Genomic DNA, 24952 nt, shown 5'->3' with positions numbered 1-24952 from the left:
CTCGGGTCGCCGCCCGCGCGGAACCACTCGAGATGTTCCCTTTGAGCTATCATCCTTTTTTTGGATACTCATCCATCACCAGGATCACACCCGCGGCTTCCCTTTCCCGCCCGATAAGCGGACTGCAATTGACGTGAACAGTGACTTCCTTTCCGCGTCGATTTATCGCCTTGAGCTCGACTTTCTCAGCTTCCTTATTCTCAAGAACAGTCCTGATGCAATCCTTCAGCTTTTCTACCGGCAGACCCATGTCGAGGTTAAGAAAATTATGTGTTTCCGCTTCATCGGCGCGAATACCCCATAATTGCTCAGAGTGCAAGTTCCACATCATTACCTGGAACCGGCGGTCAAGCGCTACGACGCCCATCGGGACGCTGCGGAGGACCGAGTCGCGGAAGGAGGTCATCTGATTCAATTGCTCCGTGCGCTCGCGCAACTCGTCGTTGATTGTCTGCAGTTCTTCGTTCGTCGCCTGCAGCTCTTCGTTCATCGTCTCCATTTCTTCATTGGAGGATTGCAGTTCCTCGTTTGAAGTCTCCAATTCCTCGACCGTCGACTGGAGTTCCTCATTCGTGGTCTCGAGTTCTTCGGAAGACGATTGCACTTCTACCAGCGCCTGCTCAAGTTCGACGTTGATCCGTTCCGCTTCCTTCTGGAGTTGACGATGCGCGGTAACGTCGGTAAAAAAAATACCCACACCCACTATTTTCCGCTGCTGATCAGCCAGCGGATACATGTAGATATCCAGATATTGCACCGCACCCTCAGGCAAGTTGCGCTCCACACCTGTCAAATTGATGACACGGTTTTGATTGAGCACGTCATGAATGAGCGGGCGCAGCTCCGCCGGCCGGTAAGAAACCTCCAACTCAAAAAACGGGCGGCCGACGTCGGATTCCTTGATGTTGAACAGAGAAACGGCCCCGAGGTTGGCCAGGAGCAGCTTTTCATCCGTGTCGACCACCAGTTGCGCGGCCGGCATGAACTGAAACAGGCTCTCATAGAGCTGCTGCCGCGCCGCCGGCTCTTCAACCGGCTCAACCAGATTGCCCGCTGCAATGGCACGGCGATAAGACACCGGCATCGGCAGTTTCCGAAAAATGCGCAGTTTCTGGTTCAGCGGCTCAAAGAAACGGTCGCGCGTAAGCATTGTCTCAGCCATTCCGAGGAAAAGGATCCCATAATCATTGAGCGCAAAGTGGAACCGCCCCAGGATTTTCTCCTGCGTTTCGATGTTGAAATACATCATCGTGTTCCGGCACGCAAGGATGTCGAGCCGTGAGATCGGCGCCGCCTGCACTACATCATGCGCCCCAAAGATGACGTTGCGCCGCAGTTCCTTGTCAAACTGGTATTTTCCGTTCACTAATCTAAAATACTTGTTGTGCAGGCGCTCGGGAACTTCCTCGAGGTCCTGCTTGCTGTATAGCCCGTGGCGCGCGAAAATGATTGCCTCCTGGTCCGCGTCGGTGGCATATATCTTTGCTCTGTGTATAAACCGTTCTTTGCCAAGCACCTCGGCGAGGATCATCGCTAATGTATACGCCTCCTGCCCGGTCGAGCAGCCGACGCTCCATGCGCGCACCTGCGCTTGCTCGCCCTTTTTTTCAAGCAATGCCGGAACTGCCTCATTCGCCAGAAATTCCCAGGCGACGGGATCGCGGAAGAAGCACGTGACATTGATCAGGATCGTGTTGAAAAGCTCGTTGAATTCCTCCGGGTGTACTTCGAGATAATCCTGGTACTCTTCGTAGCTGTATGTTTTCACCGTCGCCATCCGCTTTTGTATCCGCCGCGTGAGGCTGCTCCGCTTGTAGCCGGTGAAGTCAAAATTTCGGCTGAACTTTAAGAAGTTGAGCAACTCCTCAAAGGCATGTTTATCTTCAATAATCGTTTTCTGGGAGGCACTCACAATTCTTCTCCTCGCACCAGAGTCACAAGTGCAGGCCCGATCTCCGACAATGGAAGAATGAAGTCCACTTTGCCGGTTCGAATCGCGCTGGACGGCATGCCGTAAAACTCCGAACTCTGCTCATCCTGGGCAATTGTCGTTCCGCCCATCTTTTTGATTGCCTGAATCCCCATTGCGCCATCGCTGCCCGTACCAGTCAATATTACCGCGATCGCCCTGTCTTTATATGTTGCCGCGACCGATTCAAAGAGTAAATCCGCCGACGGCCGAACGAAATGAACCAGTTCGCTCTGCGATAGCGAAATGGTGCGGTCTCTATTTATCAACAGATGGCGATTCGGAGGCGCAATATATATTTTCCCCGCCTCCAGCGCCTCTCCCTCTTCGGCCTGCTTGACCTGTGCCTTTGTATGGCGGCTGAGGATTTTGGCCATCAGGCTCCGGTGTCGCGGATCAAGATGCTGTACAACAACAACCGGGGCTTCCAGGTTCTCAGGCAGATGTTCGAGAATCTTTTCCAGCGCCCTCAACCCGCCCGCCGACGCTCCAATTGCAATGATATCGTATGCCTGTGTCTTCACTTGCGGCCGGCTTTCCGCGCTCGCATCTCGTCGACCTCGCGTGAGGCGCGCGCATCGAACCTCAGATGCAGATTTGCTTGGGCCGTAATCAGACAGATTTACCACCCTAAAATATTTTATCATTTCTTAAACGGGAGTGGTAGAGCCTCTCTCACTGCCCCCACCGCAGAACAAGGTAACCCTCTTTCCGTCCATGCGCAATAGTATGCGCTGATTCAAGTAAGAGTCAACACCGCTCCTTGCCGCAGGAAAGAGGATGCTTCCTGTCAAAATTGCGAGGCCGGATTCTCCGTACGGGGCAATTTGAGAATTGAACAAGTCGGACCTGTCGGACTCGTCAGACCAGTCGGATGGCAGCCGCCGTCTCGGCTGTCCGTGTTCCGGTAGTGCCGGCTGCGGCACAGGCGTCTCGGCTGTGTTTTTTTAAAAATTGCAATCCTTGGCAGGGGTTGTTCAAGTTCCTCCCCCTTGCTGAATCAGCGCCACTCAGCCCGGTAGCGCCGGGTGCGGCACTGCCGCCCTCTGGCCTGTGTGCTTTTCTTCTTTTGAAAACAAAACCAACTACGAGTGAAGCCGACACCGGCTAGGCAGTGAAAAACCCGCCCAGACAGTCACGGCGCCTAAAAGATAAAAGGGATGGCTTTCCGTATCATACCGCAGACAGCCTTTACGGATCCACTACATCGAAACCTGTCTCAGGGTCACGGCGCCGAACGGCCGAGTTATTCTTGATTTCGAGCAGGATGATTTCCCCCAGCTTCCAAACCTCAATCCCGGGGCGGATGCACCCGGTCCGCGTCTGGCCCTCCCGTCCGAGCGCTGCATGCATGTGCAGACGCGGCCTGCCTTCACCGTCGGGGAATATGGTGCCGACCGCGCATATTTCGTGAACCCCTTCGAGCATGTGAAACAACGGTTCAACGGGCATCCTCTCCCGCTCCCTCGGACCGACCACAATCTTCCCGCCGGTGTCGATTCCGCCCACCATAATGCACAGGCCCCGGCTGACTTTCTCTTCCAGCGCAAATTGCTCAATGGCCGCCGGCATTTTATCGCCGTGCTCGAGCCTCAGCACAAATATCCGCCCAATGGCGCCCTCGCTGTATCGCATTATTCCAGGTCCACTTTCTGATCGGTGGCAGGCACTTGGAGGAGTCCGACCAGTCGGACCTGTCCGACCCGTCTGACCCGTCCGATTCTTTCCGACCATCACTCCCCCGGCGGAAGTACTTCTCTTATAAACTGCTCGAGGTCCTCGAGTGCGGTAGCCAGTTGTTTCCGCATCTGCTTCAGGGTGTCCGAGCCCTCTTTTTCAACCTCGTCAAGTCTTTTTTCAAGTACCTCTTTGCGCTGCTCCAGCTCCTGTATTTGCTCTTCGACTTTCGCTTCTACCTCGGGCTTTTCCTTTTCCGCCCTTCGCTGGAGCTCGTCCAGTTCCCGATTCAACTCATCCAGCCGCACATTCAACGTTTTCTCGTACTCTTCCATCCGCTGGATCATGTACCGCCTTGCAGCCTCATACGCCTCTTGTGTCTTCCGCCTCACCTCTTCGGCCGACACTTCGGGCGGAACGGTTTCTTCTTCTGCATTTTCGGGGGAAACCTCCTCGGCCGATCCGGCCGATGCCGCCGTATCCTGATCCTCAGCGACGACTATACCCGCCGCTCCGGCAATGAAAAGAAATATGAGAATACTCAAAAACAGGTATCGCATCTTCTTCCTCCCACTCAAGGACATGTTTCTCCACTGCTCGCACGAAACCAGTTCTGACAATTCTATTGATGACCCTTAGCTTCCGTCAAGCTATTACTTCGCGCGTGCTTCTCACATGGAAAGAGCGGGAGGCCGCCGGCACAGCCGCCTCCCGCTGCATTGCACCCGAGCTCTACTTATGGAACACCTTCCGCCCGAATTTCTTCAGATCGTCCAAAGTGGCATCCATCCGCGTTTTCACGTTCTTCCAGGTGTCCGCACTGGCGGATCTTACTTCGCTTAATCTCTTATTCGCCTGCTCCCGTTTCACCTTGAGATCATCGAGCAAACGATGCAGTTCCTGCTTCCGTTGCCCCTTCTCGTGCTCGGTCTTCGCCTCGACTTCCTTTATCTCGTGCTCGATGTCCTCGATTTTTTCCTCTAGTTTTTGCTCGTATTCTTTCTTTTCTTCCTTTATTTTCTGTTCTTCATGTTTCTGTTCCATGTATGTCACTCCCTCTCAAAAACCCCAGAAGGACTGTTCACTTTTCCTCTTCTATACTATGCACCCAGGAGCTTACAGTGGCAAAAAAAGAGAATTAAGCCATGGCTTTAGAAGGAGCGAAGCCGGCCGGCTTCGGCATGCACATTCCACAGAGCCAAAGGCATCAAACCATGATCCCTAGAGGAACCTGTAATGTTTCCTCACGTCCTTTGAAATTTTCCAGACGCAGTCCATGCCCTCCGGAAAAGTTACAAAATCGCCCGGCCCGAATTCCGCCGGCTTTCCATCTTTCGGCTCCACCCGCACCCGGCCTTCAAGAATATAGCATTGCTCGGTCTCGTCATAGTGCCAATCGAAGGTCGAGGCTTCTTTCTCCCAAATCGGCCACGTCGACACCCCCATTTTCTCGAGGTCGTCCTTCGAGAGCTTCTTGATTTCAATTTCGTCCATGGCGTGTTCTCCCGTATCGGCGGTCGGACTCGTCCGACTCGTCCGACCTGTCTGACGGGGTCCGACCTGTCCGACAACTTCTAGATTTTAATTCCCAATATCCGCTGCGCGTTCTTCAAAAATATCTTTTCCAGAATCTCATCCTTATAGCCCTCGGCGGCGTATGCATCAAACAGCTTCTGGTGCGGGATCATCGGATAATCCGACCCAAACATCGCTCGGTCCTGCAGGCGGCTGTGCAGTTCCTTCTTGAGCGCCGGCGAAAAATACTTGGGGGACCAGCCGGATAGTTCCATTACCACGTTTGCCTTGTGAATGAGCACCGCAATCATCTCGTCCTGCCACGGCCATGACGGATGACACGCGATGATGAGCAACTCCGGAAAATCGGCCGCCACATCATCAATGTGCGGGATCGGGCGCGTGTACTTGAGATGAATTCCCATGCCGCCGGGCATGCCCGCGCCAAGCCCGGTTGTGCCCGTATGGAACATGACCGGCGCCTTCAGTTCCACGCACTTCTCCCACAACGGATAAAAGCGGCGGTCGTTCGGATAGAAACCCTGCGCCGTCTGCTGGAACTTGACGCCCATCAGCCCGAGCTTCCTGATCGCGCGTTCGGCCTCCTGAATGGCCATCTCGCCTTTCCACGGATCAACGCAGGCGTAGCCGCCGATGAAGGCGTCGGGATAATCGCTTGTGAGCTTTGCAATATAGTCGTTGCTCGTCGCCGGCTGACCGGTATTGGTCTCGGCGTCCCACGCAACGATGATTCCTTTGACGCCTGCATCAATAAAATCCTGCGCCATCTCAGCTTCGGATTTGGAGACCGACAATACCTCCTCGTCCGTCAGCTCACGCTTCTGGTAATACTGGAGAAGAGCCTTCTGGTACTTCAGCATGCTCCTGGCGGCGGCGCGCGTCGATGGATGCGCGTGGACATCTATGGCTTTTATCATGCGGTCCTCCCAAAAAAATGGCCCTTGCTTGCCTTGCCTGCTTCTTTCAGACTGAACAGATCTCTTCCCGCTTACACTCGCGAGAACCCGCCGTCGACGCTGACGATTTGGCCGGTCATCCAGTTGGTCCGGTCGGAGCAAAGGAAGACAATCATGTTTGCGATATCCTCAGTCTCGCCCAGCCGCCGCAGCGGATAGTAGCGCGCCCACTCCTTTGCCATTTCATCAGTCAGGTACGAGGTCATCGGACTGCGAACCACGCCCGGAGCGACGGCGTTGACATTGATCTTGAAGCGCGCCATTTCGACCGCCAGGCATTTCGTGAAGCCGATGACTCCGCCCTTGGCCGCCCCGTAAACGGTCATCCGTTTCTCGCCGACGCGGCCGGCGTCGGAGGCAAGATTGACGATCTTGCCGTATCCGCGCGGGATCATGTGGTCGATTACGGCTCTGCAACAATTCATGGTCCCAATAAGATTGATATTGATTTCGCTCGCCCACTCCTCGGGTTCGGTATCGGCAAACAGTCCGCCGGCGGCCACGCCGGCACTATTAATCAGCATGTCCACCTGCGCGTATGCATTAAGAGTTGCCCTGAGCATCCGGGTGACCTGCCGATACTCGCGGACATCGCAGACCGCAGGCATCGCCTCGCCGCCCTGATCGCGGATCATCTTGACCGTTTCCGCGACCTTCTCCTCGAAGAGGTCCGCACAACAGACTTTCGCTCCTTCCTCAGCCAGAAACAAGGCCGTGTTCCGCCCGATACCCGATCCCGCTCCCGTCACCAGCGCCACCTTATTCTTCAGGTAAAGATCCATGTTATCCTTTCCTTCGTTTGGTTGGCTTTTTTACTGTGTGATTTTTTCAAGTGCGTTTGAGCGAAAACTCGATGCTCACCGCTCTCAGTCGTTCGCCCGGCCCGGGTGTTTTTTGAAAGCTACAGCCACAGGCTGGAAGCCTGTGCTACCGGAGCTTGTTGCTCCGGAGTGCGCGCACGGGAGGATGTGAAAGGTTTGGTCCGGTAAAGTGCGGCCCGAAAACAATTCCCACCAGCATTTCAACCAGCCTCCCACCGGCTTTTCAACGATTCACCGGCATGGCGCGATCCTCTACCACTGTTTCTTCAGCAGGCCACGCTCCATCTCGCGCAGTCGCCGCATCACGTTTATTCCAATCTCGAGATGAGGCTGAGCATATTCCTTGAACACCCGCTTCGAGGATTCCTTCGTCTTGATGCCGCGCCGTGTCCGCGGCAGATCCGAAATAAGCAGTAGTGCGCCGACGTTCAGGTTCCGGCTGAACCCCGCCGAGAACAGTGTCGCGCACTCCATCTCGATCCCGCTGACTTTTTCGCGTTCGAGTGCAGCCCTGAAGTCGTCATCGAATTCCCACATGCGGTAGTTGGTAGTGTGCACCACGCCCGTATGATAAAAACGCTTGGCCGCCTCCACCTCCGTTGTAACCGCCTTCTGTACCGTAAACGATGCAAGGGCGGGTACTCCTGGCGGCATGTAATGATTCGACGTGCCTTCGTCCCTTATCGCGGCCACCGTATTGAAGAAGTCGCCGAGACGGTGTTTCTTCCGCAATCCGCCGCACATGCCGAGCATCAGGATCGCAAGCGGATCGACAAACGCCAGCAGGTCTATCACCAGCGCAGCCATCGGAGACCCCACGCCGAAATTCAAGATCGAGATTTGCTCCTCCGGCCAGTGACAGACCTCCATAAGCGAGCCCCGGCATGTGGCTCTCCCGGACGCCTCATTGAAAAGCGTCATGTAATGGGAAAAATTGGTCAGCAAAATAAACGGCTGAAATTCCGCGACCGGACTGTTCGTGTAACGCTCCAGCGAATCCCGGCCGATTTTCTCCCGCAATGCCTCCGCCGATGAACGTGAATTTTTTCCCATTTCCGCCTGCCTTCCTCTTAAAGCGCTTTCCCCCTATTTGACGGAATAATATCAGCAGCAAAATGCCGCCGTCAACCTGCTGAGGCTCAGAGGAGGATATGAAACGGTTGGTCCAGTAAGGGTGGCCGAAAAAAGTGCCCACCAGCATTTCAGTGAGCCTCCCAGGCCCGGTGGCGCCGGGTGCGGCACTGCCGCCCTCTGGCCTGTGTGTTTTTAAAACCAACTGCCACGGGCTGGAAGCCTGTGCTACCGGGGCTTTGTTGCGCCGGAGTGGGCGCGCGGCAGGATGTGAATAGTTGTCGGACCGGTTGGAGTCCTCCGACTGTCTTACCGGTCGGACTCGTCGGACCTGTCTGACTTGTCCGCCGCCCGACCCGTCCGACTGCCTCACCACTACGCACCCCGTTTGGCTTTTTTCTTTTCATCTGTTAAGATTGCATGCAAAAGGAATCGCGCACCTGCATGAAGGATCCGACCTTTGCCCGGCGCCCAAGAATTGTTCAAGATCAGAAGCCTGAATGAGGACGATCGCGAGTGGCTGATCTCTTTTGTCTCGCAAAGCTGGGGCTCAACCAGAATCATCTCCCGCGGCAGAACTTATGACGTAGTCCTCCTGCCGGGTTACGTGGGGACGATCAATGGTCAGCGGGTCAGCCTCGCAACCTATCATATTAAAAATAAAGAGTGCGAGATGGTGACCCTCGAAAGCGGCGTCGAGGGAATAGGCATAGGATCGGCGTTGATCGAGGCCGTAAAGGGTGCGGCGGTCTCAGCGGGATGCAGGCGCCTCTGGCTCGTTACCTCCAATGATAACACGAACGCCTTGCGCTTCTACCAGAAGCGCGGATTTCATCTGGTCGCGGTCTACCCAAATGCGATTGACCGTGCCCGCAAGCTGAAGCCCGAGATCCCGCTCATCGGCGCGGACGGAATCAGGATCCGCGATGAACTGGAACTGGAAATCGTGTTTCCGGATTCCTGACCAACCTCCAATCAGAAATGAAATCTGTCCCGCAAGATATCTACTCAGTTGTGGCCCGGTTTTACGACCACGTCGAGCTTTATCGCAAGCGCCGCGACATCTCTTTTTTCGTGGAAATGGCTCGCGAATCGGGCGGACCCGTTCTCGAAATCGGCTGCGGCACCGGCCGAATTCTGATTCCCACCGCGCGCGCGGGAATCGAAACAGTCGGGCTTGATATTTCCGCCTCGATGCTCGCGGTCTGCCGCGAGAAACTTGCTCGCGAGTCGAAAGAGGTGCAGGAGCGCGCTTGGCTCGTGCAGGCGGATATGCGATCCTTCGATTTGGGCCAAAGATTCCGCCTGATCACCACGCCGTTCCGCCCGTTTCAGCACCTCCTCAATGTCGCCGACCAGCGTTCCTGTCTCGCAAGTGTTCGCGAGCATCTCGCCGAGGATGGCAAATTGATCCTCGATCTGTTTAATCCTGACGTCAGACGACTGGCTCATCTTATCGACAGTCCTGAGCCGCATCGGGAAGAAGAGCCCGAATTCACCATGCCCGACGGCAGCCGAGTGACGCGCCGCATCACGGTCAGCTCCGGCGGGGCCTTGAATCAAATTCTCGATCTCGAGTTAAACCACGACGTCACCTATCCCGACGGCCGCACCGAAACCCTGAGCCAGCGCTTTTCCACCCGCTACTTCTTCAGGTTTGAAGTCGAGCACCTGCTCGAGCTCTCGGGTTTTCGCATCGAAAATGTTTATGCCGATTATGACAAGAGCCCCCTCGGCTCCACGTATCCCGGCGAACTCATCTTTATAGCGACACGCAAGAAATGAAAGCAGCGCCTCCACCTTCTTTCAAGTGTCCGACTTGTCCGACCGGTCCGACGAGTCCCACCTTCCTCTGGACATGAAATTCTCCGTGGCATATAATGGCGGGGCATTTCTACATCGAGGAGGAACGTCATGATCATTGATGCACATGTCCATTTGAATGATCACCGGTGGAGACCGGCCGCATTCAAGCGAGGCCTCGGACGCATAATCTCCGCAAGCCTCGCGAAATACAGCGGAGAGTTTGCCGACCCCGACGAACTGGTAAAAGGCGCCGACGAACAGTTCACCGATCCGACGGGTGAATTATGCATAGCGGACATGGACGAAGCCGGCGTAAATGTTTCCGTCATCACCACGGTCGATTATGCGATGGGCGACGATGAGCCGTGCTCAGGCGATCCCTATTGCCTGCCAATCTCCGATGTGAATCGCATCTTCGGAGATATCGCCGCAAAACATCCAAAACGCTTCGTCCATCTTGTCGCGGTCGACCCGCGCCGCAAGGATGCCGCGAAAGAGCTCGAGCGCGGGGTGACTGAGCAGGGCGCCCGCGGACTCAAGCTTCATCCCACCACCGGATTCTATCCCGATGACCCCATCTGTCATCCACTCTATGAGAAAGCGCGCGAGCTCGACGTGCCGGTACTCTTTCATACCGGCACCCAGCCGGCGCCCATGAAAGCCAAGTTCGCGCGTCCCGTTTTCGTCGACAGCGCCGCCGCCGACTTCCCGGAAGTCAAAATGGTTATGGCGCACGTCGGCCATTGCTGGTGGGAAGAAGCGCTCGCGCTCGCCGGAACAAAATGGAACCTCTATGTCGACATCTCCGGCTGGCAAAGAGAATTCCTCTACCATCCGGACAGGTTCTATCACATGTTCAGGTGCGCGCTCGATGAGATCGGGCCGTATCGCGTGATGTACGGGACCGATAACCCGTATCTGCAACTCGTCCTAGCCTCAAAGAGATGGCTTGCTGCCGTTCAGGATGCTGTCAATTGCGGGGAGTATTCTTTCAGCAAAGAAGAGATCGAGATAGTCACCGGCGCGGCCGCGCAGAAGCTATACAAGATATAGGCTGTGCCGCCAGGTCATGAGGGGCCCCCGAGGGCGAGTTTTTCCGACATGTCCGACTGGTCCGACTCGTCAGACACGTCGGACTCAGCCACCCGGATTTGGAGCGGCGACTGCAGAACCTGACACAGGGCTCCAGCCTGTGGCTGAAAACATAAATGAGACGGAGGACTTATGATTGTCGATGTGCATGTTCATGTGTATGACGAAGGATGGATACCGCAGGCCTTCATGCGCGGATTGGGAGAGGTCGTTGCGGCCAATGTCGCCAAGAGCACCGGCGAATTCCCCGACCCCGATATCTTGCTGCGCGGCGCGGTCAAACAGTTGAAAGACCCGGAGGGCGATCTGCTGCTCGCTGATATGGATGAGGCTGGTGTCGACGTTTCCGTGATCTTTCCGGTCGACTACGCCCTCGGCGCGCAAGAGCCTTGTTCCGGCGCATCGGAATGCGTTCCGATCGCGACGCAAAACCAGATTTTCAGCCGGATTTCAGCCAAACACGGAAAGCGCCTGGTCCATTTCGTCGGAATCGATCCCAGGCGAAAGGATGCCGCGAAGCAGGTCGAAATCGGAGTCACCGAGCAGGGCGCTCGCGGAGTGAAACTGCATCCAACCGCCGGCTTTTACCCCGACAATCCCATCTGCCACCCGGTGTACCGCAAGGCCCAGGAGCTTGGTGTTCCCGTCCTCTTCCATACCGGGACCCAGCCGGTGCCGATGAAGGCCAAATATGCGCGGCCGGTTTTCATCGATAGTGTCGCCGCTGATTTTCCCGACCTGAAGATCGTCATGGCGCACGTCGGCCTCTGCTGGTGGGAAGAGGCGATTGCGCTCGCGGGAACCAAGTGGAATCTGTACGTCGATTTCTCAGGATGGCAGCGAACATTCACGCTGCATCCGGACAAGTTTTATGGAATGCTGCGCACGGCGCTCGATGAAATAGGGCCGTGGAGAGTAATGTTCGGGACCGACAACCCGTACCTCAAGCTCGTGCTGCCAACCCGGCAATGGATCGATGCCGTCAAGGATGCGCCCAAATCCCATATTTCATTCAGTCAGGAGGAAATCGATATCATTCTGGGGCAGGCGGCGGCAAAATTGCTGAAACTGTAACGCCGTCGCGTCAATGGATGGATTCCGAGGGCGTGTCTTCCTTCTCCGTGCCCGCAGCGGCAAGTGTCGCGCGGATGTCATCGTTCCACATGATGAGCGCATCTTCCTGTTCATCGGTGTAATAGTTCTTTCGTACGGAAATGATTTTGAAGCCGAACCGGGAGTACATCTTCTGTGCGATGACGTTCGACCTGCGCACCTCCAGCGTCGCCTTCGATGCGCCCTTTTGCAGCGCCTCTTCCAGCAGGTGCAGCAGCAACATCTTTCCGAAGCCCTGCCCGCGGTACTCGGGGTGAATCGCGATATTCGAGATGTGCGCCTCGTCGAGAATGTGCCAGAACCCGCCGTATCCTATGATTCGCCCATTCAGCTTCAGCACCTTGAAAACCGACTTCTCGAATTGTATCTCGTGGATAAACGCATATTTTGTCCACGGAGTCCTGAATGAGACCTTTTCGATTTCGAGCACCTCGTCAAGATGCTTGATTGAGAGCGTGTGAAAGCTGAGTTTGCCCACCTTTGCCATCAGGTATTCCTGAGAACGAGCTCGCGATAAGCTCCATGTATTCTCTTATAGATAGCGCCCGGTTTTCCGCCGCCCACTCGCAAGGGGCCTATCCGCGTCACCGCCAGCGCCTCGATCGCGCTGTTGGTGATGAAACATTCCTCGAAGCCGCCAAGTTCGGACGCGGAAATCTTTCTCTGCTCAGCCGGAATCCCCATTTCGGCTGAAAGCTCGAGGACTGCGGCGCGTGTTATCCCTAATAAAATGTCGCTTTCCGGCCCCGGTGTAAAGAGGCGGCCGCCCCCGACAAAAAAGATATTTGCAGTAGTTGCCTCGGTAACGTTCCCGTCTGAGTCAAGCAAAACAGCTTCGTAACAGCCGGCCTCCTCCGCCTCCGAACGAGCAAGGATCGAGTTCAGGAAGTTCATCGATTTGATGCGCGCGTTCAGTGCCGCGGAGGGCATTTTTCGAAACGATGAAATAATGGCGGGTACTCCCTCCGACGCCGCTTCGGTCGAAACCGGCATCGGCGGGCGGATGAAAGCTGCGACAGTCGGGCGTCCCGCATTTGATGTTCCAAGGCCCCCTGAAGCCTTTCCGCGCGTGACACTGATCCTGACGATCGCATCGGCTGTGTTATTTCGTTCGATTAGATCGCTGCAGATTTTGGCGAATTGATCTTGCGAAAGAGGCGGGGTAATTTTTATCAGTTCTGCGGACTCCTCGAGCCGGCGCAGGTGTTGTGCGAGCCTGAAGACGCGGCCACCGTACGCGCGCATCGTCTCGAATACGCCGTCGCCGTACAGGAATCCGCGGTCAAAGACCGAAACCAGCGCCTTGCCTTCAGGCAAGAAGTCTCCGTCAAGATAAACAACCTTCTCCACTTCCGTCTCCGGCATTCAGGATTTCGGCCTCCGCCGTATCTGCTTGCCCGTTCGCAAAGCTTCGATAAGCGCCTGCGCCTTGTTCAGGCTCTCCTGATATTCCCGCTCGGGCTCGGAATCGGCGACTATTCCGCCCCCGACTTGGATGTAGGCGTTGCCGCCCTTGATGACGAATGTGCGAATGATGATGTTCAGGTCCATGTCGCCTGTATAAGAGATCCAACCGAGCGAGCCCGTGTAAGGACCCCGCCTCACCGATTCGAGCTCGTCGATAATCTCCATGCACCGAATTTTTGGGACGCCGGTAATGCTGGCGCCGGGAAAAACGGCGGCCAGAACATCAAAACACGAACGTCCGGGCGCAAGCGTTCCTACGATGTTTGACACGATATGGAACACATGCGAATATCGTTCAATCACCATCAGCTCGTCTGGCCTCACCGTTCCACATGTGCATACGCGCCCGATATCGTTCCGCGCCATGTCTACGATCATGATGTGCTCGGCCCGCTCTTTCGGATGAAGAATAAGCTCCTCGCGCAGGGCTTCGTCTTCGGCCTCGCTTCGCCCGCGCGGCCGCGTTCCCGCGATCGGGCGTGTCTCAACAAAATCTCCGATCACCCGGACGAGCCGTTCCGGCGAACAGCTCACCAACTGGAATTCGCCGAAATCCATGTAAAAAGCAAACGGAGACGGATTGATTCGTGTAAGCCGCCGGTAAAGCTCGATCGTGCCGCCCTCGAACGGGATCTTCAGTCGCTGCGAAAGGTTGGCCTGAAAGATGTCGCCCGCCGCAATATATTCTTTCGCCCGAACGACCATCTCGGAATATTTCTCTATGGTATGTGTCGAGGTCATCTCGCCAAAACCGATCCGAGCGTCTTCCGACGCCGAAGTACTCCCATTGTTAAGCTTTCCCAAAAATTGTGACACCTTCGAGAAAGCCTTCGCTTCCGCCTGCGCGCCGTCACTACAATCGAAAACGGAGGAAATAATCTCCACCGCGCCGGTCATCCGGTCAAACACGACCACCGTGTCCACACATATGAGAAAACAATCAGGCAGATCCAGATCGTCTTCGGCCTCGTCAGGGAGTTCCTCAAAATAATTCTTCATGTCGTATGAGAACAAACCGACCATCCCGCCGAAGAACTGCGGAAGTTGCGGCTGGTGCGGCAAGCGGTAAGGGGCCAGCAGCTCCTTTATAGTGTCAACTGGATTTCCCGGCAGAGTCCTCTCTCCGTTAGCATCACGAATACGGCAGGCGAATCGTTTCGCTCGTATGGTGAAAAGGGGGTCGCACCCGATTATCGAGTAGCGTGCCGTCTTGAATGGCCCCTCAGCACTCTCAAGCAGGAACGGAAATGCGCGGCCGGCCAGGGCTTTAAGCACTTCAAGCGGCTTGAGATAGGGAGCAAGAGGCTGTCGGCAGATACCGACCGGAGAAAGGCCCTCGCGCTCGATAACCGTTGAGTGCGCTTCTCCCTCTTTGCAGATCAAGTTCGCGATTTGCCGATGCATAGGTATATTGCCCAAATTTGGACGGCACAAAAATTGCTGTATCACAAAACATTGGGGTAGAATTAGGAGAATTATACCAGATGCCGCACTATTACTCAAAGAAAATCAAGCGGCAGGAATTTCAGTAGACTTTTTGAATCCGGAAATGGTAAAATTAGCCTAACTACCCACACCACAACCGTCTTCAACACTACCTGAGGGGGCTGGGCGCTTCTCACTATTCTGCATCTGCGGAGGATTTCGACATGATCTTCGATACTATTGCGGGGCTCTTTTCCAATGATATGGGCATTGATCTTGGCACCGCAAATACCCTGGTGTACGTAAAAGGACAGGGCATTGTTCTGCGCGAACCCTCGGTTGTCGCGATTCGACAGGGGGAAAATCGCGCGCTGGCAGTCGGTAGCGAAGCGAAACAGATGATCGGCCGCACACCCGGTGACATCGTTGCTATCAGACCCATGAAGGACGGTGTTATCGCGGATTTTGAAGTCACCGAACAGATGCTTCGCTACTTCATTCAAAAGGTCCATAACCGCAAATCTCTTGTTCGTCCGCGTATGGTCATCGCAGTTCCGTCCGGCATCACCGAGGTCGAGAAAAGGGCCGTCGAGGATTCCGCCGCGCAGGCAGGCGCTCGGAGCGTAGCGCTCATAGAAGAACCGATGGCCGCGGCCATCGGCGCGGGCTTGCCGGTACAGGAGCCCATTGGCAACATGATTGTCGATATCGGCGGCGGCACAACCGAGGTTGCCGTCATTTCGCTGGGAGGAATCGTCTTCAGCAAGACCGCGCGCATAGCCGGCGACGAAATGGATCAGGCAATCATTCAGCACCTGAAGAAAACATACAACCTCATGATCGGCGAGCGAACAGCTGAAGAAATAAAGATTGCGCTCGGCTCCGCTTTCCCGATGGAGGAAGAAAAACATATGACGGTAAAGGGCCGCGACATGGTCGCCGGCCTGCCGAAGCCGATCACCATTACCTCTGAAGAAATTCGGGAAGCTCTTGCAGAACCCATATCCACCATCCTCGAATCCGTAAAGATCACCCTGGAGCGCACACCGCCTGAATTATCAGCGGACATTGTCGACCGGGGAATGGTTCTTGCCGGCGGCGGCTCACTTCTGCGCGGTCTCGATAAACTGATCGCGGAGGAAACGCAATTGCCGGTGAGATTGGCTGACGATCCTTTAACCGCGGTGGCCATGGGTGCGGGAAAATATCTGGACGGTATGTTCAATTTTCCAAAGAGCCGCATCTAGCTCTTATCCACCCAAGAGGTAGCAGTTGTATCTACCCGACTTCTTATGGAAGTATAGACGCCCGCTTCTGTTTTTCGCCCTGCTATCACTCGCGTGCCTTTTCATGATTGACAGCCTCCATAAGAAATGGGTCGCGCGAATCGGCAACGAACTGGTCCTCGATTTCACCTCGCCGGTCCAATCGCTGTCGAAGGGAGCGCATAACGGTGCGCGAAATGTCCTTTCCGTTTTCCCGGATTTTTTTCGGACTCGAGCCCAGAATATCGCCCTGAAGAAACGCGTCGGAGAACTCGAACAGCAGGTGGTCGCCCTGCGGGAGGACCTGCGCCAGGAACGGCGCCTCAGAGACTTGCTCGGGTACGCTGAGAACTTTCAGGAGGAGAAGATATTCGCTCGCGTGGTCGGAAATGACCCGAGCAGTTGGTTTCGCACGATCATAATCGACAAAGGAACCGTCCACGGCGTCCGCCCGTACCTGCCCGTCATCTCCGCATCAGGGCTGGCCGGTCACGTGGTTGAAGTCTTCCGGTTCTCCAGTAAAGTCCTCTTGCTGACAGATCCCAATTCGAAAGTGAGCGTGATTGCGCAGCAAGGACGCGTGCAAGGCGTCGTCCAGGGCGACGGCGCCAGCCAATGCCTTCTCAAATACATCGAGCCCACCGCACACATCAAAACCGGTGACGTCCTCATCACCTCCGGCTACAGCCGCATATATCCCAAAGGACTGTTGGTCGGCAGCGTTACCGATATCAAGAATACGCCGGGAAGCCTTTTTCAGTGGGCCAGATTGATGCCGTATACTGATTTCAAGAAACTCGAGGAAGTGGTGGTCTTGGTGCCGCCGCCCGTTCAGGAGCCGGCGCCCGCGGCGGGTTATCTCCAGCCGCAGGACGCGCCTGTTCCGCGCACCGGCGGCACGTGAGGAAGAGAAAATGATCTTCGGGCTCAAATGGTTTGGAATCGGCATTCTGCTGACGATAGCCGAATCGGTCCTGATGCCGGCAATCGATCTCGCAGGAATCCGCCCCGACCTTCTCATGCTCGCGCTCGTCCTCATCAGCGGCGAAACCAGCTTCTCCAGAACGCTCCTGGTCGCGTTCCTGCTCGGGGTCACCCGCGACATGTTTTCCCTGAGCGCGCCGGGTATGAGCGCTTTTGCTCTCACGCTGACCGCGTTTCTCCTTCTCAAAGCCGAAGAATATGTGCTCGCCGAAACATGGACGGGGCAATGCGCGATAGCGTTCGCGGGAACGCTAATTTATGGGATCATGATCATCCTTCTCAAACCGCTGCTTCATTATGAACTGGGTTCGCCCGTGGCTCTTGTCGCCACCGTGCTCGGCTCTTCCTTGTACACGGCGGCGCTCGCGCCGTGCGTGTATATCGTCGTCAGAAGGCCGCAGGCCCTCCCATATCTGAGGCTCAAACTGAAGCATATAACCGAACATGAAACCATACCTGAGATCAAGACATAGAGAACAAATCCATTTCCACTTGAGGCTTCGTGTTCTCAGTATCATCATTGCGTGCGGATTCTCGCTCCTTTTCCTTCAACTGGTGCACCTGCAGATATTCGCGGGAACAACCTTCAGAAGCTTGTCCGACAGAAACAGAATCCGCCTGCTCCGGCTACAGGCGCCGAGGGGACTCGTATTCGACAGGCACAATAACATTCTTGTCGATAACAGGCCGTCCTTTACTGTTAGCATCATTCCGGGGGAGGCATCCAATCCTGCCGCCACGCTCCAAAAACTGCGCCGATTCCTCGAATTTGACGAGCAAGAAGCTCAGAGAAAACTGGAGGCCGCGAGAAACGCTCCTTTCAGCCAAATCGCCGTTGCCTACGATGTCTCCCTCGAGCAGGCAGCCGCTATCGAGGAATGCTCGCTTGAACTCCCGGGCATCACCATAACCGCGGAACCGTGCAGGCGATTCCCTCTTCTCAAAGGAGCCGCACATGTTCTCGGATATCTTGGTGAAATCGCCCCCCGCGAACACGAGCGGCTCGCGGATAAAGGATATGTCATCGGAGATTACATCGGCAAGGCCGGCTTGGAGTTGGTGGCTGAGGAGTGGCTTCATGGAGAAAGCGGCGGAATGCAGGTGCAGGTGTATGCCGACGGGCATCCGCAGATCGAACTGGACGAAACCGGCAATCCCAGCGTCCGCATCGATTCCGCCGGCCGTGAATTGCTTACCCTGGGCAAAAAAGTGCCGAAGGCCGGCAATGTGGTTCGTCTCACCATCGATGCCGACATCCAACTCGCCGCCGAAGCGGCAATGGGCTCATATGACGGCGCCATAGTCGTCATGGGCGCCGAAACCGGCGCCATCCGAGCCCTCGTCAGCAGACCCTCGTTTGACCCGAATAGCTTCGTCTCGCCGGGAAGAAACGCCGAACGGCTCGAAGTTCTCAATGATCCCCGGCATCCCCTCCTTAATCGCGCCCTGCAGGCGTATTCGCCCGGTTCTACGTTCAAGATAGTCACCGCATATGCCGCCCTGGCCGAAGGAATCGTCTCGCCCGATACAAAAGTCTACTGCAGCGGCTCGTTTACATTGGGAAGGAAATTCCGCTGCTGGAAGGATACCGGCCATGGCTCACTCAATGTCGTCCAGGCGCTGGCGTATTCCTGCGACGTCTTCTTCTACACCATGGCCATGGAACTCGGAATCGAGCGCCTCGAGCACTACGCGCGGCTGTTCGGACTCGGCGCCGCGACCGGAATAGAACTGCCGGGAGAAATGAAAGGGCTCATTCCATCTCCCGAGTGGAAACAGAAAACCTTCAAAAGGCCGGCCGATCAGAAATGGTTTCTGGGGGAAACCGTGATCGCGGGCATCGGCCAGGGTTATACGCTGGCAACACCCTTGCAGCTAACATGCGCGATTGCCACAATAGTGAATGGCGGCAGGCTGGTCACTCCCTATCTTATCGAAAGAGTCGAGACTCCGCAGAGCGATAAGGTCCTTCTCGAACGCGCGCCCGCTCAAAGACACGCACTAAACGATTCCGCGGCGCTCGATCTGATTCAAGAAGGATTGAAGCAGGCCGTGGTCTCGCGTCAACCGTTTTTCGGCACGGCGTGGCGCGCCAAAAACGATACGGTATCGATTCTTGGGAAAACCGGCACCGCTCAGGTCGCAGCCTTTAAGGAAAGAGCCGACACAGCGAAAGAGCTTGAGCAGATCCCCTATGAATTGCGAGATCATGCCTGGTTCGCATCTATCATCGATGGTCCCGATGAACCGTACGCGGTCGTCGTTTTCTGCGAGCACAGCGGCCACGCTTCCGAAAGCGCCGTCCTGGTGACTCTCGAGCTTGCCACCCGCATTGCGGAAGGGGCCGGCACGATTGCTTCCACTGAAACCGCACAAGAAGGACACAGCACGTGAAGAACGGGCACCGAAATTTAACCAAAGGTTTTGATTCTGTTACTCTGGCCTGCACGCTTCTCCTGGTCTGTCTGGGACTGGTGACTGTCTTTTCCTCCTCCTATACGTCAGGTCTCGATGCGGTGAAGCCTTATTTTTCGCGACAACTGGTTTGGGCGCTGCTCGGACTGGTCGCCATGCTCATCGCGGTCCTGATCGATTACCGCTTCGTGGAAGCGTATGCGTATCAATTGTACGGCGTCACTCTCTTTTTGCTGGTCTTCCTCCTTTTCTCAGGGAAAGAAGTTCACGGTTCCCAGCGATGGATTCACTTGATGGGCGTCCAGGTGCAGCCGTCGGAGTTCGTCAAACTCAGCACCCTGTTTGTCCTGGCCAGATTCCTGGACGATATCGGTGATCGCATTCACGAGGTGAAATTCCTCGTAGTCGCCCTCCTTCTCGCCGGCGTCCCGACGGGTCTGATATTGCTTCAGCCGGATCTGGGAACCGCTCTCGTGCTCATTGTGCTTCTCGCAGGAATGCTCTTCGCAGCAGGAATCAAACGGAGTCATTTCGCCTTTCTCGCCGCGGCCGGAATCGCCGGAATCCCGATTTTCTGGCAGTTCCTCAAAGGCTACCAAAAAGCGCGCCTGCTGGCGTTCGTGAATCCCGACCTCGACCCCCTGGGAATAAGCTACCAGGTGATCCAATCTCAAATCGCAGTGGGATCAGGCGGACTCATCGGGAAAGGATGGCTTGCCGGAACTCAAAGCCAGCTCAACTTCTTGCCTGAACAGCATACTGATTTCATTTTTTCGGTTTTTGCGGAACAGTGGGGGTTCCTCGGCGCTTGCCTGCTGATTTTGCTTTACCTCGGACTGTTGTTTCAGGCGATCAAAATTGCCGATACCGCCCGCGACTTTCAGGGCAGTATGCTCGCCGTCGGCATCATCGTAATCATTGTTTTCCAGGTGCTCGTGAATCTCCTCATGACCGTCGGATTATGTCCCGTTACCGGTATCCCGCTGCCCTTCATGAGCTACGGCGGTTCAAATCTGCTGACAATGATGACCTGCATCGGAATCCTCCTGGGAATCCGAATGCGTTCTTTTATCTTCTAATGCTCGAACAACTCGAACAGTTTCTCCCGCTGGTGGTCAAACCCGGCCGCTATGTCGGCGGTGAATTGCATGGCATCCGCAAGGAGTGGAACGCCGCTCGCGTGCGGGTGGCTCTCGCCTTTCCCGAGATCTACGAGATAGGAATGTCGCATCTCGGCCTGAAGATTCTCTACCACATCATCAATTCACGGCCTCAGTACCTCGCCGAGCGTGCCTTCTGCCCATGGCCGGATATGGAACGCCAGATGCGCCGGCACAATGTGCCGTTGTACTCGCTCGAATCCTTCCGGCCATTGAACGAGTTCGACCTCCTCGGATTCTCACTCCAGTACGAGATGACATTTACCAACGTCCTCACCATGCTCGATCTTGCCGCTATTCCGCTGCTGAGCTCCGACAGGCGCAGAGAGGACCCAATCGTAATTGCCGGCGGCCCCTGCGCATTGAATCCGGAGCCGACGGCGGATTTCATCGATGCGTTTCTCATTGGAGAGGCGGAAGAAGGGATCTTGCATCTGTTAAAAGCCTATGAGGAAGCGCGCGGCAGCGATGGGTCAAGGCGAGACGTGCTCCGCCGGCTGTCCGCCGTTGATGGTATATACGTTCCTTCTCTTTATGAGCCCGAGTATCGCAATGGCAAATTCTTTACTCTGCATTGTCGAGAGGGAGCACCTGAATATATCGACAGGCTATGGGTGAAGAATCTTGATGAGGCCCCCTTCCCCACCGCTTCGCCCGTTCCCTTGATTGAGGCCGTCCACGATCGCTACGTCGTCGAGATCATGCGCGGGTGCACGCGCGGCTGCCGGTTTTGCCATGCCGGGATGACGTGCAGGCCGGTACGGGAACGCAGCGTCGACACTATCTGCGCACTTGTCGAACAAGGCCTGGCCAACGGAGGCTATGATGCCGTTACGCTCGCCTCCCTCAGTTCGACCGATTACAGCAAGATCGGCGAATTGGTCAACCGGCTTACGCATCTGCTCTCGGGCCGAAGGATATCTATTTCGCTTCCTTCACTGCGACTCGACAGTTTTTCAATCGAGATCGCCGAAAAAATCCAGGAAGTGAGAAAAAGCGGTTTCACGTTCGCGCCCGAGGCCGCCACCGACCGCCTGCGGAGGGCCATAAACAAACACTATAGGGAAGACGAGATGTTCAGATCGCTCGATAGTGCTCTTCTGGCCGGTTGGGACCTCTTTAAACTGTACTTCATGCTCGGATTGCCAACCGAAACAGATGAGGACGTGGAAGCAATCGCGGCGCTCGTCTTGAACATCAGGAACATGGGCCGCAAAATCAGGGGCAAACGGTTCCGCACCAACGTCAGCCTTTCCGCTTTCATACCCAAGCCGCATACCCCGTTCCAGTGGGAGAACATGGTTCCCGAAGACCTGTTGCGGCGGAAATATTCCACCATCACCGGACGAGTGCCTTATCGCGACGTAAAAATCAGCTGGCGCGAGCCCTCGCTCTGCCTGCTCGAAGCCTTGTTGTCGCGAGGCGATCGCAGAGCAGCAGCAGTGGTGCTTGGCGCCTGGAAGGCGGGAGCAAGATTTGATGCATGGTCTTCCGAATCGAGCATGAAAGCGTGGCGGCAATCAATCAGCCAGGCCGGCCTTGACTTCTCCAGCGTGATCACTTTTCCATATGGACCGGCCGATCCGCTTCCCTGGGACCACATCCGAACCGGAGTGACAAAGGAATACCTGCTTGAGGAAAGAGCCCGCTCCCGCTCGCCTGAATTTACCGCCGATTGCAGGGAACGCTGTCTTGGCTGTGGAGTCTGCGCACATGTGGACTTATCGTCTTAAATACGCCAAACGAGGCCGAATCAGGTTCATCTCTCATCTGGACGTGATGCGCGCCCTGGTGCGGGCGCTATCCCGCACCGGTTTGCCACTTGTATATACCGAGGGATTCAACCCGCGCCCGAAGATAACCATGGGCGCCGCCCTCCCGCTCGGCTATGAGAGCGAGGCAGAGTACGTTGATTTTACTTTTGCGCACGCATTTTCCGTTACAATGGTCAAAGATAGACTCGCTCCGCTCTTGCCGGAAGGGCTCGATTTGCTCGCACTCGCACCCGTTGATCCTTCTTCCCCACGTCTTTCCAGTGCAACTTCTGCACTGTATATGGTACAATTAAAAAGAGAACCAACCGAAGTTGGTAAAGATATCGAAGAATTTTGCGCAAAAGAAACCGCACTGATCGAACGGGTGCGCAAGGATACAAGCGATATTATCGACGTGAAACAGTTCGTGAAGGATCTGAGGACGGAGACCCGGGCGGACGGCCGGTGGCTGCGGATGGAAATTACCCTAGGCGGCCGTGGTTCCTGCAGCGCAGCGGAAGTGGCCCAGGCGGTATTGCATCTTTCCCCGGATGAAGCGAAATGTTTGCATATAGTACGAACGGAAATGAGATTTAGTGGCCGCCCTTTAAGGATGGAGAATGCGAAAGAACAAGAGGAGGAAATTAAGGAAAGCAGGTAAGACGCAAAAGGAATTCCTCCGGGAACTGGTGGCCAGCGTGGATTCGCGCGAGACGAGGATCGCGTTGCTGGAGAATGCCCAGCTGACCGAGCTCTTCATCGAGCGTACCACTGAGCGCCACCTCGTCGGCAACATCTACAAGGGAACAGTCAAAAGCGTCGTTCCCGGCATCGAGGCGGCTTTCGTTGACGTCGGGCAAGGGAAGAACGGTTTTCTCTACGTCTCCGACGTGACCGATGTCCTCGATGACTATGATTTCGATGACGAGGTCGAAGAGGAGGGATATCGCCCCCGCTCCAAACGGAGGCGCAAACTGCGAATCGAAGACATGCTGAAGCGCGGGCAGGAGATCATGGTGCAGGTCGTCAAGGAGCCCATGGGCCAAAAAGGAATGCGCCTGACCAATTACATCTCGCTGCCGGGACGCTACCTCGTACTGATGCCGACAGTCAATCACGTCGGCGTTTCCCGGAAAATCGAGGATGAGAAAGAGCGCGACCGCCTGCGAAAAATAGCGGCCGACGTGCGCCCGCAGAACCTGGGCTTGATTGTCCGAACGCTGGGCGTGGGCAAGGGGAAGGAAGAGATAGCGGCCGACGTCAAATATCTCACCGGGCTGTGGCAGAAGATTGTCCGCCGGATGGAAAGCATGCCGTCCCCTTCTCAACTGCATCAGGATCTCGGACAGGTTGCCCGCGTCGTCCGCGACGTGCTCAATGATGACATCGACCGCTTCATCATCGACTCGAAGCCCGACTACGACACCGTCCTCAACCTTCTCGATAATCTGGCCCCGCAACTCAAGTCGCGCGTCCAGCTCTACAGGGGATCGGTTCCTCTCTTCGAAAAGTACGATCTCGAAGCGCAGATAGAGAAGGCTTTGCGCAAGAAGGTCTGGCTCCCCAGCGGCGGATATATTATTATCGATCAGGCCGAAGCGCTTACCACCATTGACGTGAACACGGGGAAGTTCACCGGGAAACAGAAACTCGAGGACACTGTCTTTAAGACGAACATGGAAGCGGCGCGCGAGATCGCGCGTCAGGTACGCCTCCGCGATATCGGCGGCATCATCGTCGTCGATTTCATCGACATGGAAAAGGCATCCAACCGGCAGAAACTGCTCAAAGAATTGGAAGAGGCCTTTAAATCCGACCGCACGAAAGTATATGTGCTCGGGATTACCGAACTCGGGCTGGTCCAGATGACGCGCAAGCGCGTCAAGCTCAGCCTCACGCCCTCGCTGTGCGAACCATGTCCCTACTGCGGCGGCACTGGATGGGTGAAGTCGGCAACGACCACCCGCATACAGGCGCTCAGGCAACTCGAGCGCCAGTGCAGGGAAAACGGCCGCAGGGCGCTCACCTTGACCGCTCATAAAGACGTCATCGAACAGTTGCGCGAGCGCGAGGGCGATACCCTCGCCAAACTCGAGAAGCAACATGGCAGAAAAATCCAACTGAAGGCTTCGCCTGATTGCCATCTCGAATTTTTCTCGATCATCGAGACCGGCGCCGGCGAGCTGCTTGAATCTTAATAATCCCTTCCTATAGAATGAACCGGCCCTTCCCGCCGACCAGCGCGGGAGGGCCGGCTTTTCATTTTCCTGATAACCCTCCACTCACACAGGATAAGGAGACAGGATGATGAACCCTACTATTCCTCCGGGTCTCGACCATTTCTGCGAGAACTGACGACTTTTCCGAAAAGTTCAGAGCGGAGGCTGATAAGGTATTGCCGAAAAAGAACGTGGCGCAACTCATCGAAATGATCAAGAACC

At 55.7% G+C, this 24952-nt stretch carries 24 protein-coding genes; 12 read left to right on the top strand and 12 right to left on the bottom strand.

Annotation, left to right across the window (positions count from 1 at the left end):
- Positions 1-49 precede the first annotated feature (49 nt).
- The 9 genes from C4520_19360 to C4520_19320 all read right to left on the bottom strand — a co-directional run bounded on the left by C4520_19360 (position 50) and on the right by C4520_19320 (position 8012).
- Entirely contained in the window at positions 50-1891 is a 1842-nt protein-coding gene (locus C4520_19360) for a PAS domain S-box protein (protein ID RJP16216.1), read from the bottom strand.
- Positions 1892-1908: 17 nt separating this feature from the next.
- A complete protein-coding gene (locus C4520_19355) occupies positions 1909-2616 on the bottom strand; it encodes a chemotaxis protein CheB (GenBank protein RJP16167.1) in 708 nt (235 codons plus the stop codon).
- A 544-nt stretch (positions 2617-3160) separates the two neighbouring features.
- Positions 3161-3604, bottom strand: coding sequence for a DNA-binding protein (locus tag C4520_19350; GenBank protein RJP16166.1), 444 nt, complete (start codon positions 3602-3604; stop codon positions 3161-3163).
- Positions 3605-3702: 98 nt separating this feature from the next.
- Positions 3703-4206 carry a hypothetical protein gene (locus C4520_19345; GenBank protein ID RJP16165.1) on the bottom strand — a complete coding sequence of 168 codons (504 nt, stop codon included), beginning with the start codon at positions 4204-4206 and terminating at the stop codon, positions 3703-3705.
- 172 nt (positions 4207-4378) lie between these two features.
- A complete protein-coding gene (locus C4520_19340) occupies positions 4379-4690 on the bottom strand; it encodes a hypothetical protein (GenBank protein RJP16164.1) in 312 nt (103 codons plus the stop codon).
- Positions 4691-4867: 177 nt separating this feature from the next.
- Positions 4868-5140 carry a DUF861 domain-containing protein gene (locus tag C4520_19335; GenBank protein ID RJP16163.1) on the bottom strand — a complete coding sequence of 91 codons (273 nt, stop codon included), beginning with the start codon at positions 5138-5140 and terminating at the stop codon, positions 4868-4870.
- Positions 5141-5220: 80 nt separating this feature from the next.
- Positions 5221-6099, bottom strand: a complete 879-nt coding sequence (locus C4520_19330; GenBank protein ID RJP16162.1) for an amidohydrolase — start codon at positions 6097-6099, stop codon at positions 5221-5223.
- A 71-nt stretch (positions 6100-6170) separates the two neighbouring features.
- On the bottom strand, positions 6171-6920 hold the full coding sequence (locus C4520_19325; GenBank protein ID RJP16161.1) for an SDR family oxidoreductase: 750 nt from the start codon (positions 6918-6920) through the stop codon (positions 6171-6173).
- Positions 6921-7211: 291 nt separating this feature from the next.
- Positions 7212-8012, bottom strand: a complete 801-nt coding sequence (locus C4520_19320) for an AMP nucleosidase (GenBank protein ID RJP16160.1) — start codon at positions 8010-8012, stop codon at positions 7212-7214.
- Between the two features lie 496 nt (positions 8013-8508).
- On the opposite strand from C4520_19320, the gene C4520_19315 reads away from it, so the two are divergent.
- From C4520_19315 to C4520_19300, 4 genes are all read left to right on the top strand, one after another.
- Positions 8509-8994, top strand: a complete 486-nt coding sequence (locus tag C4520_19315; protein ID RJP16215.1) for a GNAT family N-acetyltransferase — start codon at positions 8509-8511, stop codon at positions 8992-8994.
- 17 nt (positions 8995-9011) lie between these two features.
- On the top strand, positions 9012-9815 hold the full coding sequence (locus tag C4520_19310) for a class I SAM-dependent methyltransferase (GenBank protein RJP16159.1): 804 nt from the start codon (positions 9012-9014) through the stop codon (positions 9813-9815).
- 129 nt (positions 9816-9944) lie between these two features.
- On the top strand, positions 9945-10889 hold the full coding sequence (locus C4520_19305; GenBank protein ID RJP16158.1) for an amidohydrolase: 945 nt from the start codon (positions 9945-9947) through the stop codon (positions 10887-10889).
- Between the two features lie 171 nt (positions 10890-11060).
- The gene (locus tag C4520_19300; GenBank protein ID RJP16157.1) at positions 11061-12002 is read left to right on the top strand and encodes an amidohydrolase; all 942 of its coding nucleotides are present in this window, start codon (positions 11061-11063) and stop codon (positions 12000-12002) included.
- A gap of 10 nt (positions 12003-12012) precedes the next feature.
- Here C4520_19300 and rimI read toward each other — a convergent pair whose 3' ends face one another.
- Genes rimI through C4520_19285 form a run of 3 tightly spaced genes read right to left on the bottom strand, consistent with a single transcriptional unit; the run spans position 12013 to position 14912 of the window.
- A complete protein-coding gene (gene rimI, locus C4520_19295) occupies positions 12013-12528 on the bottom strand; it encodes a ribosomal-protein-alanine N-acetyltransferase (GenBank protein ID RJP16156.1) in 516 nt (171 codons plus the stop codon).
- The gene (locus C4520_19290; protein RJP16155.1) at positions 12528-13406 is read right to left on the bottom strand and encodes a branched-chain amino acid aminotransferase; all 879 of its coding nucleotides are present in this window, start codon (positions 13404-13406) and stop codon (positions 12528-12530) included. Before C4520_19290 ends, rimI begins: the two co-directional genes overlap by 1 nt.
- A complete protein-coding gene (locus C4520_19285) occupies positions 13407-14912 on the bottom strand; it encodes an anthranilate synthase component I family protein (GenBank protein RJP16154.1) in 1506 nt (501 codons plus the stop codon).
- Positions 14913-15157: 245 nt separating this feature from the next.
- Between C4520_19285 and C4520_19280 the strand changes: the two genes are divergently transcribed.
- From C4520_19280 to C4520_19245, 8 genes are read left to right on the top strand one after another with little or no spacing between them, the layout of a single operon-like run.
- Complete coding sequence (locus C4520_19280) at positions 15158-16180, top strand: rod shape-determining protein (GenBank protein ID RJP16153.1); 1023 nt, start codon at positions 15158-15160, stop codon at positions 16178-16180.
- 25 nt (positions 16181-16205) lie between these two features.
- A complete protein-coding gene (mreC, locus tag C4520_19275) occupies positions 16206-17102 on the top strand; it encodes a rod shape-determining protein MreC (GenBank protein ID RJP16152.1) in 897 nt (298 codons plus the stop codon).
- A 10-nt stretch (positions 17103-17112) separates the two neighbouring features.
- Positions 17113-17655 carry a rod shape-determining protein MreD gene (gene mreD, locus C4520_19270; GenBank protein ID RJP16151.1) on the top strand — a complete coding sequence of 181 codons (543 nt, stop codon included), beginning with the start codon at positions 17113-17115 and terminating at the stop codon, positions 17653-17655.
- Complete coding sequence (gene mrdA / locus C4520_19265) at positions 17627-19576, top strand: penicillin-binding protein 2 (GenBank protein RJP16150.1); 1950 nt, start codon at positions 17627-17629, stop codon at positions 19574-19576. The genes mreD and mrdA overlap by 29 nt, the downstream gene beginning before the upstream one ends.
- A complete protein-coding gene (gene rodA / locus C4520_19260) occupies positions 19573-20676 on the top strand; it encodes a rod shape-determining protein RodA (protein RJP16149.1) in 1104 nt (367 codons plus the stop codon). Before mrdA ends, rodA begins: the two co-directional genes overlap by 4 nt.
- Positions 20559-22490, top strand: coding sequence for a TIGR03960 family B12-binding radical SAM protein (locus C4520_19255; GenBank protein RJP16148.1), 1932 nt, complete (start codon positions 20559-20561; stop codon positions 22488-22490). The genes rodA and C4520_19255 overlap by 118 nt, the downstream gene beginning before the upstream one ends.
- Complete coding sequence (locus C4520_19250; protein RJP16147.1) at positions 22471-23172, top strand: DUF2344 domain-containing protein; 702 nt, start codon at positions 22471-22473, stop codon at positions 23170-23172. The genes C4520_19255 and C4520_19250 overlap by 20 nt, the downstream gene beginning before the upstream one ends.
- Positions 23132-24709, top strand: coding sequence for an Rne/Rng family ribonuclease (locus C4520_19245; protein ID RJP16146.1), 1578 nt, complete (start codon positions 23132-23134; stop codon positions 24707-24709). The genes C4520_19250 and C4520_19245 overlap by 41 nt, the downstream gene beginning before the upstream one ends.
- Positions 24710-24952 lie beyond the last annotated feature (243 nt).

This window comes from Candidatus Abyssobacteria bacterium SURF_5 (assembly GCA_003598085.1).
Lineage (GTDB): Bacteria > Abyssobacteria > SURF-5 > SURF-5 > SURF-5 > SURF-5.
The sequence above is the reverse complement of the archived record's forward strand: the minus strand, read 5'-3'. Positions and strand labels throughout refer to the sequence as shown.